This window comes from Acinetobacter sp. YH12100, from assembly GCF_013419135.1.
GTDB classification, from domain to species: Bacteria; Pseudomonadota; Gammaproteobacteria; order Pseudomonadales; family Moraxellaceae; genus Acinetobacter; species Acinetobacter pseudolwoffii.
The window spans coordinates 104,751-115,560 of record NZ_VPAQ01000013.1 but is presented as its reverse complement, the minus strand read 5'-3'; the positions used below and the strand labels follow the sequence as shown (position 1 = coordinate 115,560).

General features: G+C 44.7%; 10 protein-coding genes. 4 read left to right on the top strand and 6 right to left on the bottom strand.

Annotated elements, in window-relative coordinates; translation table 11 throughout:
• Positions 1-230 precede the first annotated feature (230 nt).
• Together FTU40_RS10670 and FTU40_RS10665 are read left to right on the top strand one after the other, a co-directional pair.
• Entirely contained in the window at positions 231-809 is a 579-nt protein-coding gene (locus FTU40_RS10670; protein ID WP_180040804.1) for a DUF805 domain-containing protein, read from the top strand.
• 107 nt (positions 810-916) lie between these two features.
• On the top strand, positions 917-1,897 hold the full coding sequence (locus tag FTU40_RS10665) for a mechanosensitive ion channel family protein (RefSeq protein ID WP_100329503.1): 981 nt from the start codon (positions 917-919) through the stop codon (positions 1,895-1,897).
• On the opposite strand, the gene FTU40_RS10660 is transcribed toward FTU40_RS10665, so the two are convergent.
• The 5 genes from FTU40_RS10660 to prfB form a co-directional block, all read right to left on the bottom strand.
• Positions 1,871-2,584 carry a 16S rRNA (uracil(1498)-N(3))-methyltransferase gene (locus tag FTU40_RS10660; RefSeq protein ID WP_180040802.1) on the bottom strand — a complete coding sequence of 238 codons (714 nt, stop codon included), beginning with the start codon at positions 2,582-2,584 and terminating at the stop codon, positions 1,871-1,873. The genes FTU40_RS10665 and FTU40_RS10660 overlap by 27 nt on opposite strands.
• Positions 2,585-2,835: 251 nt before the next feature.
• The gene (locus tag FTU40_RS10655) at positions 2,836-4,116 is read right to left on the bottom strand and encodes a 3-deoxy-D-manno-octulosonic acid transferase (RefSeq protein WP_180040800.1); all 1,281 of its coding nucleotides are present in this window, start codon (positions 4,114-4,116) and stop codon (positions 2,836-2,838) included.
• A 79-nt stretch (positions 4,117-4,195) separates the two neighbouring features.
• On the bottom strand, positions 4,196-5,281 hold the full coding sequence (locus FTU40_RS10650) for an alkene reductase (protein WP_180040798.1): 1,086 nt from the start codon (positions 5,279-5,281) through the stop codon (positions 4,196-4,198).
• Between the two features lie 20 nt (positions 5,282-5,301).
• Positions 5,302-5,601 carry a helix-turn-helix transcriptional regulator gene (locus FTU40_RS10645; protein ID WP_005173210.1) on the bottom strand — a complete coding sequence of 100 codons (300 nt, stop codon included), beginning with the start codon at positions 5,599-5,601 and terminating at the stop codon, positions 5,302-5,304.
• Positions 5,602-5,748: 147 nt separating this feature from the next.
• A protein-coding gene (gene prfB, locus FTU40_RS10640) for a peptide chain release factor 2 (RefSeq protein ID WP_100329506.1) occupies positions 5,749-6,844 on the bottom strand; the annotation gives its coding sequence in 2 pieces (ribosomal slippage) (positions 5,749-6,771 and positions 6,773-6,844; 1,095 coding nt in all).
• Positions 6,845-7,348: 504 nt separating this feature from the next.
• Between prfB and FTU40_RS10635 the strand changes: the two genes are divergently transcribed.
• The gene (locus FTU40_RS10635; protein WP_005095060.1) at positions 7,349-8,128 is read left to right on the top strand and encodes a putative porin; all 780 of its coding nucleotides are present in this window, start codon (positions 7,349-7,351) and stop codon (positions 8,126-8,128) included.
• 176 nt (positions 8,129-8,304) lie between these two features.
• On the top strand, positions 8,305-9,057 hold the full coding sequence (locus tag FTU40_RS10630; protein ID WP_180040796.1) for a putative porin: 753 nt from the start codon (positions 8,305-8,307) through the stop codon (positions 9,055-9,057).
• A 51-nt stretch (positions 9,058-9,108) separates the two neighbouring features.
• Here FTU40_RS10630 and recJ read toward each other — a convergent pair whose 3' ends face one another.
• Positions 9,109-10,809 carry a single-stranded-DNA-specific exonuclease RecJ gene (gene recJ, locus FTU40_RS10625; RefSeq protein WP_180040808.1) on the bottom strand — a complete coding sequence of 567 codons (1,701 nt, stop codon included), beginning with the start codon at positions 10,807-10,809 and terminating at the stop codon, positions 9,109-9,111.
• Position 10,810: the final 1 nt, after the last annotated feature.

Below are 10,810 nucleotides of genomic sequence, written 5' to 3'. Positions count from 1 at the left end.
GTCATGAGAAAGCCCATATAAATGGGTAATGTACAAGTTGCTGTAGAAGCATGTTTAATTCGTCTGATCACAGATACTTTATAAAGTATTTTAATACTTTTTTGAATCCGTCAATGCGTAAGTCCTACAGAATATTCTGCATAACTGTGTATGATCTGTAGCAATGCCCTTTAAAAAATAGAATTTAGCTCTCGCTCTTATTTCGTCTTGTTCAGTTCAGGATCATATTTATGAAATCGCCAGAATCTCCCTATTTCACCCCTCCCGCTTTGGCGGCAACGGATCATCCCTTGTCGATAAAAGGCCGTTTCGGGCGTTTGAGTTTTATTGCGTGGTCAGCATTTCTACATTTCATCTTCCTGTTTAGCAGTATTGCACTGGGCTTAAGTATTGATATTGTGAATATTGCAGTTCATTCAATGGATTCTAACTGGCTACTTTCACTACAAGGTTTGGCCGGTATCGGCGTGCTGATCATGATTCTGGTCTATGCCTATTTCGCTTTAGTGGTGACCGTTCGCCGTTTGCATGACATGAACCGCAGTGGCTGGTGGGCGCTGCTGCTGTTGCTGCCCTTGGTGAACATTTTTGTATGGCTTTATATCGTTTTTGGTTCGGGAGATCGCGGCATAAATGACTACGGTCCTGCGCGGATGACCCTGCTCTGGGAAAAGATGCTGGCCTGGCTGATGATTGTCCTGATACTACTGAGCCTATTTGGGTCGCTGGCTTTATTGGGTTATATGAGCGGTGGAGAACAGCCACATATCCCGCCTGAGATCATGCAAAAAACCACACAATATTTTTAACAGCCGTCTGCTTATTTTTAGGAAATATCCATTCCTGGCGGATAGCGCTTCTTAATTTTTTGCTCAACATCAGGCAAAATAGGCAAAATTTAAATGATGGAATTTTTGTGGCAGAGCAAAATAATACCTTAAGCCAGGTCACTGAGGGCACCACGGAGTTGTTGCATCAGGCAACTGAAAAAACCACCCAGACCGTGATTGAACATACTGCCAAGTACAACGATGCCTATAGCACCATTGACAAGATCATGGAAGGTTTCTGGGAGCGTGTGCCTTATTTCTGTATTGCGCTGGTGGTCATTGTCATTTTCTGGCTATTGTCAAAACTGTTTAAGTTTTTTGTGCGCAAAACCTTAGAGAACCGCTCTTATACCCGCCAGAATCTGGTATTGGTCCTGAACCGTGTCGGCAGTACCTTTATTATTTTCTTTGGTGTTTTGATTGGTCTGGTCATTGCCGTGCCTGGCTTTACCCCGGGTCAGCTCATGAGTGCCCTCGGGATTGGTTCAGTCGCCATTGGTTTTGCCTTCAAGGATATTTTCCAGAACCTGCTTTCTGGTGTGCTGATTTTACTCGGTGAACCATTCAAGATTGGCGATGATATTATCGTCAATGGCATGGAAGGTACAGTCGAAGATATCCAGATTCGTGCGACCTTTTTGCGTTCACCGGATGGCCGCCGTATCGTGATTCCCAATGCCACGGTCTATACCAGTGCCGTGACGGTAAACACGGCCTATACCCGCCGTCGCTGTGAGTTTGTAGTGGGCATTGGCTATGAAGATGATATCCAGAAAGCCAAAGACCTGATTACCGCCATTTTAGATAAAGACCCGACCATCCTCAGTCAGCCGGGCTTTAGTGTCAATGTCACGGCGCTGGCTGATTTTTCCATTACCTTAAAAGCGCTCTGGTGGGTCGATACCACTGAGACAGGCACAGGAACCTCGATCAGTGCGGTGCAGGAACGCGTGATTCAGGCGTTTGCCGAACATCATATTTCAATTCCTTATCCGGTACAGGAAGTCAAAGTCTATCGCGGCGAAGGCAATGAAGATGCCTCAGCTCGTGCTAAACAGACGACCTAGGACATAGGGAATCACGGTTTCAGTGCGGAGAATACGGTTGCCCAGACTCACAGCCTGACAGCCGCTTTTAACCAATAAATCTACTTCATACGGAATGAATCCGCCTTCCGGGCCGATGATCATCGTACAAGGATGCGGAATCGCAAAAGGCATGGATTGTTCGGCATAAGGATGTGCCACATAAGCGGGTCGGTCAGCCGTAATCAAGTCCGGCAAGATATCTTCAACAAAAGGCTTAAAACGTTTATACAGCTCGATTTTCGGAGCTATTGTATCCCCGGCCTGTTCCAGTCCCAGCTCGATATAATGATTTAACTGCTGTAAAAATGGGGTTTGCCAGTAGCTTTTATCGACGCGATAACTATGCAGTAAAATGATTTTTTCCACGCCCAAGGTGACACTGTCCATGATCAAACGGCGCAGCACTTTCGGCCGTGGCAAGGCCACAATCAGGGTCACCGGTAATTTTTTTGGAACAGCATCCTCTTGAAGCGGTTTTAGTCGCACTGCTTTTTCAGAAATCTCGACAATCTCGGTGAGATAACGCTGACCTTCCAGCACCCCTACTTTTAAGGTATCTCCAACTTGAATCTGCACATGCTGCTGTAAATGTTCCAGTTGACGTTTCGATGAAATCGTCCAGAGATCCGATTGTGTTTGTCGATGGTCAAGCAGGACAATATTCATAGAAGATTTTATACCGAAGAACTGTTGAATGACCTCTATCCGCTAGAGGGTGGCGACATGGATGTCGCGCGTATCCCTGAGGGATAAGGACATCCCTTCAGTGATACAAAAGATTTTTGCTACTTTTCATCTTTGAAAAGTAGGCTAGATAAGCCAGCTTAGAAATATTGAAAAAACTTCAATCCACACAGCCTAACGACGGCATCCTTGCCGTCTTGGTAAATCCAATATCTGTTACTTATCAATATCAATTAAAGATACTGATCAATCACCTGAATATGCTTGGCAAGCGATCCCGTATTTAACTGCATAATTCTCTGCGCTGCTGTATTTAAACGTTGTGCCTTGATTTGATCTTGCAAAAGTTCCAGCAATACCTCTGCCGCCTGCTGCGCATCCTGCACAACTTCTACTGCATCTGCTTGAACGAATTCATCGACAATGGTCTGAAAATTAAAATAGTTTTTGCCTAAAACAGTCGATACATTCAAAGCAATCGGCTCCAGAATATTATGCCCGCCACCCGGCTCATTCAGCGAGCCACCGACATAACAGGCCTGACTCAAAGCATACCAGAGCCACATTTCCCCCATCGAGTCCGCCAGATAAACCTGGGTATCTGCTTCAATGTTCTGGGCCAAACTACGGCGCTGAGTTATTAAATTTAAACTCTGTGCAGCCTGAAACACCTCATCAAAACGTTCCGGATGACGGGGTACGACGATACATAAAAGTTTTGGGTTGCTATCTAAAGCCGATTTTAAAGCGCTTAGAATGTCTTTTTCTTCAGGCGCATGGGTACTGGCCAGTATCATAATTTTGCGACCTGCCAGTTGCCATGCTTGCTTCAAGTTTGCAGCATGTTCTACAAAACTTTGTGGTGCAGTAATATCAAATTTGATATTGCCCAAAACCTGGGTTTTTTCGGCGGTGATTCCCAACTCGATATAACGCTGCTGGGTGGCAGTATCCTGTGCCAAAAGCTGACTTAACTGCTGTAGCATGCTCCGGGTCAGACCTTTAACCCTGGCATAGCCCTTGGCCGACTTTTCCGAAAGACGCGCATTTAACAAAATCGTGGCTACATCAAATTCTGGTGCCTGATCCAGCAGATTCGGCCAAAGCTCGGTTTCCATCAGCAATAACAGTTTTGGCTGATACTGCTGATAAAAATCACGGATCAGTACTTTCTGATCAGCGGGTAAATAGACGGCTTGAAATAAATCCAGATAAGGTGTTTTTAAAAAAAGTGATTTGGCCCGTGCCTGACCGGTTTTGGTGGTATTGGTGACCAGTACCGGATGACCCGATTTTAAATAATGTTCGATGAGAGGCTGGGCAGCATTGGTCTCACCGACCGAGACCACATGAAACCAGATGGCATGCAGATTTTTGGGCGGCTGAAATGGGCCGAAACGTTCTGTCAGTTCTTGTTGTAATTGTTCAGGATCGGTCGCACGTTTACGAATACGCGATTGATATAAGGGTTTAATCAGAGCTAACGCTGCGTTATACCAAAATGGAGTAGCCAAATGCGCCTCGAAACAGATTCAATCGACAAAATATAACAGAGCCACATCGACATGTTAATCGATGTGGCTCATTTTTAGATTATTCTACAGTAGTTAAAGCGTCTGCTTCAGCCAATGTCGGATAATCAATATAGCCTTCTGCGACATTGGTTCCGATCATATTTTCCAGCTTCAGTTCATTCAGCGGTGCATCTTCGAGCAGACGCTCGTATAAATCCGGATTGGCAATATAAGCCTTACCAAAAGCTACCGCATCTGCTTTGCCTGAAGCCAGCAATTCAATCGCATCGTCACGACTTAAACGCATATTGGCCATATACGGCACGCCATTTGAGCGCTGTTTCATATACTCCGAGATACTGTCTTCCGCCAGATATTCACGGGTAAAGAAGAACGCGATCTGGCGCTTGCCCAACTGTTCCATGACATAACCGAAGGTTTCACGTGGATCATTGTCGCCCATATCGTGTTCATCGCCACGCGGTGCCAAATGAATTCCGACACGGTCTGCACCCCAGACATCAATCAGTGCATCCATGACTTCCAGCAGGAAACGGGCACGGTTTTCGACTGACCCCCCGTATTCATCTTCACGCTGGTTGGTCTTGGTTTGCAGGAACTGGTCAATCAGATAACCATTGGCTGCATGTAATTCAACCCCATCAAAACCGGCAGCTTTGGCGCGAATTGCCGCCTGTTTATATTGTTCGGTAATGGTATGAATTTCTGAAATTTCCAGCGCACGCGGCAACACATAAGGACGTTTTGGACGCAATAAACTGACATGACCGGCCTGTTGTACACTGCTCGCCGATACTGGCGTTTCACCATTTAACAGTTCTGGATCAGACACACGGCCCACATGCCACAGCTGCGCCACAATCAGGCCACCTTGGTCATGTACCGCTTGAGTCACCTGCTGCCAGCCTGCTACCTGCGCATCAGTAAACAGCCCCGGAGTATTGCGGTAACCATTGGCTTCTTCAGAAATCACCGTGGCTTCAGAAATGATTAAACCGGCACTTGCACGTTGTGCATAATATTCGGCCATCATTGGCGTTGGTACGCGGTCGTCAGTTGCACGACTACGCGTAAGCGGCGCCATGATGACACGGTTTTTAAGTTCTAACGCGCCAAGCGTTAAAGGAGAATTTAATTCAGCCATCGGTACTCCCACCTGTTGGATTAAAGGTGTTGTTGCATATAGTCGATATATTGCTGAATCAAAGCTTCATTACGCGAGAAATAAGACCATTGTCCGTGCTTGGTCGCGGTGATTAAACCGGCCTGCTGCAAGACAGACAAATGATTGGACATGGTGGACTGAGAGACTTGTCCTAACTTTTCAATCTGCCCTGCACAGACCCCGCGTTGAAAGCCGCCACACTCTTCCACAGACAGATATTGTTCTGGCGATTTCAACCATTCCAGAATCTGCCGGCGTATCGGATTGGCTAAGGCTTTAAAAATTAGATCAAGATCCATAGGTACATCACAATCTGTAGCGTAACAAAATTTGTTTCAGCATCTAAACCGATTATATCGCATTTTATCGATTTATATATCGATAAATTTAGATATAAGAGTCACAGTCTGTACTAACTTGGTTACGCCAGCTATTTAAACAATTTCTTACAAGCCCTGTTTCAAGCTTGCTTCGATAAATTTATCCAGATCGCCATCCAGAACCGCGCCGGTATTGGAACTTTCGACACTGGTACGTAAGTCTTTAATACGTGAATCATCCAGAACGTATGAACGAATCTGGCTTCCCCAGCCGATATCAGACTTAGTATCTTCCAGCGCTTTTGCAGCATCATTACGAATTTGCATTTCACGTTCATAAAGTTTGGCGCGTAACTGCTTCCAGGCATGGTCGCGGTTGGCATGCTGTGAACGCTGGTTCTGACAGGCCACTACAATCCCGGTCGGTGCATGCGTTAAACGAACCGCAGAATCCGTTTTGTTAATATGCTGACCACCGGCACCCGATGCACGATAGGTATCGGTACGCACATCTGCCGGATTAATTTCGATCTCAATATTGTCATCGACTTCAGGCGAAACAAACACAGCCGAGAATGAGGTATGACGACGGTTGCCCGAGTCAAATGGCGATTTACGCACTAAACGATGTACGCCTGACTCGGTACGTAACCAGCCATAGGCATATTCACCGTCTACACGAATCGTCGCTGATTTAAGCCCTGCGACATCGCCGTCCGATTCTTCCATGATTTCTGCTTTAAAGCCATGGCGTTCAATCCAGCGCAGGTACATCCGCATGAGCATGGATGCCCAGTCCTGCGCTTCAGTACCACCCGAACCGGCCTGAATTTCTAAATAACAAGGATTAGGATCCATCGGATTGTTGAACATACGACGGAATTCAAGTTTAGCCAGTTCTTCTTCAGCTGTAGTCAGTTCAGCCTGTACATCTTCCAGTAAGCCTTCATCATCCGCTTCCACTGCCAGATCAAGCAAGGCCTGCGCATCTTCAAGCTGTGTGGTCAAACCATCCAGCACATTTAATACGTTCTCAAGTTCGCCTTTTTCTTTGGCCATGGCCTGGGCACGACTCTGGTCATTCCAGATGGTGGGATCTTCTAATTCACGCAGGACTTCTTCTAAACGCTCTTTTTTCAGATCGTAGTCAAAGATACCCCCGTAGTGTTTGACCACGTTCGTTTAAGTCTTTTAATTGGTTTAGATACGGATTAATTTCCACGTGAATTACTCTCAATCAAAATTAGGCACAAATTATTTAGCCCCATATTATAGCACAGTCTATTTCTGCTATTTCAGTGTGATGGATCCAGTCCAAAGCTCGAATGTCATCCCAATTTAGAGTTATGTTTTCGTCAGAAAATTTTTGACAATTGAATCGGTTATTAAATGTCGTTTTGATCTGAAGCTTGATCGGATTTCACGTCTCGCATTCATTATCAAAATATACTTTTTCACTTAATTTTATCGTCTAAAAAAACCTACCAAATTGAATAAAAAATCAGCAAATTCAATACATTCCACAATATCTACACAGTTTTAATAAAACACTACATTATAAATTTAATTTTATTATTCAGTTACTTATTTAGAAAAGATTACATAAGATTACGCTATTCACATTGCTGTAACTTTCCTTTGATTGACGATCTTTGAAATTGCTCTAGACTGAAAGTTGTAACAAAAAGTGTAATGTTTTTAACTAAAGATTTGAGGGGTAGTAACCATGAAAAAATTAGCGATTGCTTCGGCACTACTTTCAGCAATAGCAATGACAGGTACAGCAGCACATGCTTACCAGGCAGAAATTGGTGCATCAGCAGGCGTATTTGATCCTGATAACGGTGGAACCAGTGGCTCTTTCGGTGTTGATGGTACATATTACTTCAATCCAGTTCAAACACGTAATGCACCATTAGCAGAGGCAGCTTTCCTTGATCGTGCCAGTAACGTAAATGCTCACTATCAATATAATGAGATTGGTGACAGTGAAGCGCATCGTTATGGCGTAGGTGCAGAGTATTTCGTACCGAATTCTGACTTTTACCTGAGCGGTAACGTGAATGGTCATGATCTGCAAGATAATGATGAGATTGATAACGATTTAACTACTTACGGTGTAGAAGTTGGTTATTTACCAGCTCCAGGTCTATTGATTGCGGCGGGTGTAAAAGGTTGGGATAACGACAATGATGATGGTGTAGATCCAACACTTCGCGCCAAATACGTGACTACACTTAGTAATGGTAAAGATATCAACCTGGAAGCAGGTGCAGCTTTTGGTGATCTAGATGAATACAATCTGGCAGCAGATTATTTCATTGACAAAACCTTCAGTGTCGGTGCTGATTATCACAACAATGATATTACGGATCGCAGCGAATTCGGTATCAATGCACGTAAGTTCATTAACCAGCAAGTGAGCCTGGAAGGCCGTGTCGGCTTTGGTGAACAGTTCAACAATGACTATAATACTTTTGGTGTAGCAGCGAAATACCGCTTCTAATCTAAAACCACAGATTAGTCATTTATAAAAAACCCATCCTCGGATGGGTTTTTTTATTGCACTCTTAACCAGCATTTAGGTATTTTTTGCACATTGACTCGGCGAATATAAACTGTACAATTTGTTACAACTGTTAATAATACAGTCATATTTTTATAACAAAGAGAGAAATTTAAATGCTTAAGAAACTTACTCTTGCTACAGCACTTATTGCTAGCCTAGGAACCGCTCACGCTTATCAAGCTGAAGTAGGGGGTACTATTGCTCTTGTTGATCCAGATAATGGAGATACTTCTACTGGTTTTGCAATTGATGGGACTTACTACTTCAATCCAGTTCAAGTTAAAAACTCGCCTCTTAATGAAGCAGCATTTTTAAATCGTGCAAGCAATATCAATGCAGCAGTTTCTTATATTGATTACGATTTATTTGATGTCACTACATTTAATGTAGGTGTTGAATATTTTGTTCCAAATTCAGATTTTTATGTAAGTGGTAATATTGGTCAATCATCTACTGATACGCCAATTGGTGATGATGATACAACTCTGTACTCAGCAGAACTAGGTTATTTACCTGTTCCTGGTCTATTGGTTGCTGTTGGCTTGGCAGGTTATGACAATGATGCAGGCGATGATGTCGATCCAACTTTACGTGCAAAATATGTAAGCCAAGTTGGTGCTTACGACATGAATTTTGAAGGCGGTGCAAGCTTCGGTGATCTAGATGCATATAACCTAGGTGCGGACTTATACCTCGATAAAACTTTCAGTGTTGGTCTAGGATTCTCTGATTCTGACCTAGAAAATAGTGATGTATTCACTATTCGTGCGAAGAAATTCTTTAATCAGCAAGTTAGCCTAGAAGGTTCTATTGATTTTGCTGATGCAGGTAATGTTTTCGGCGTACGTGGTGCATACCGCTTCTAATCATTCCGATTAAAAGTCAAAAAACCGCTCACTCGAGCGGTTTTTTATGGCCTATTGTTCTAAATGGATAATCCGCATTTGCAGGCTGACATTGCCATTAAAGACATTTTTATCCAGCTCATACACCAAGCGTGTATCTTTCATCGGATCAAATTCATATTTATCGGCTGCATTGAAGGCGATCGCATCAATCACCTGCCCATTTTCCAAAGCCACGCGTAATTTAAGATGTACATCTTTGAGCCAACGATAGTCCATAATCTTGAAGATCCCTTCAAAAATAGGTGGAGGGAATTTTTGCCCCCACGGACTTAAATGTTGCAGGATATCGACTGTTTCGATCTGGAAAGCCGAAGCGGATAGCTCCCCATCCGTCCATAAAGTCGCAGTGAATAAATCCGCGTCCATCGTAGCAATCAGCGCTTCAAAGACCTGCTTAAATTCAGCAAAATTTTCTTTTTTCAGGGTTAAACCCGCTGCTGCTGCATGCCCGCCAAAATGACTGACTAAATGTGGATATTGCTCCGCCACCTGTTCAATCGCATCACGGATATGAATCCCTTCAGTCGAACGCGCCGAACCCTTGATATGTCTCCCATCTTCATCTGCGGCAAAGACAATACTCGGACGATGAAACTGCTCTTTTAAACGCCCCGCCACAATACCAATGACACCTTGATGCCAATGCTGTTCAAACATGATTAATGCAGCCGGCAATTCAGTTTCGTCTAGCTGGATTTTCTCAAGTTCGTTTAAAGCGTCCTGCTTGATTTTAGCTTCGACCTGACGGCGTTCAACATTCAGTTGATTCAGCTGTTCAGCCAATGGATAAGCCGTGGCCAGATCCGGTGCCAATAGACACTCGATCCCGATGTCCATGGTTTCCATCCGTCCGGCTGCATTAATTCGCGGCCCTAAGACAAAACCAAGATCTTGTGCTTTTAGACCTGCCGGATCACGTTTTGCAATATCCAGTAGCGCACTGATCCCTGCGCGGCACTGCCCTTGCTGAATCCGTTTCAGGCCCGCATCGACCAGAATCCGGTTGTTATAGTCCAGACTGGCGACATCGGCATAAGTACCGAGTGCCACCAGATCAAGATAATGAATAATTTGAGTGGTCGATTTTCCAAGTTTTTTGCGATGGGTCGACAGATTGGCCAGCACATAAAACGCCACCCCGACCCCGGCCAAGGCTTTGCTGGGGAAATCACAACCCAGCTGATTCGGATTGACCACCGCTTCGGCTTCAGGTGTCGGCTTGGTGGTCAGGTGATGATCGGTAATAATCACCTGCATACCATGATCTTGCGCCTGTTTCACTCCTGCATGGCTGGAAATACCATTGTCCACGGTAATCAGCAGATCAGGCGTGAAATTGACGAAAGCCAGATCGGCAATGGCAGCAGTCAGACCATAGCCATACTTAAAACGGTCTGGTACCAGATACTCGACCTTGGCGCCCATATCACGTAGAGCCAGCACCATGAGTGCAGTACTGGTTGCACCATCGGCATCGTAATCGCCGACAATCACGATTTTCTGGCCACGATCAATTGCCTGATCGATCAACTGAATCGCATCCGTCAGGCCTTTCATGGTCGGTGCCAGCAGATGCTTGAGTTTAAGCTCAAGTTCCTGCTCGGACTCCACCCCGCGACGGGCCAGAATTTCAGCCACAAACGCTGGAACACCCTGAAAATTTTCAGGACGGGTCAGAAAGGGGCGCTGTTTGATGTCAAGTTTTGGCATG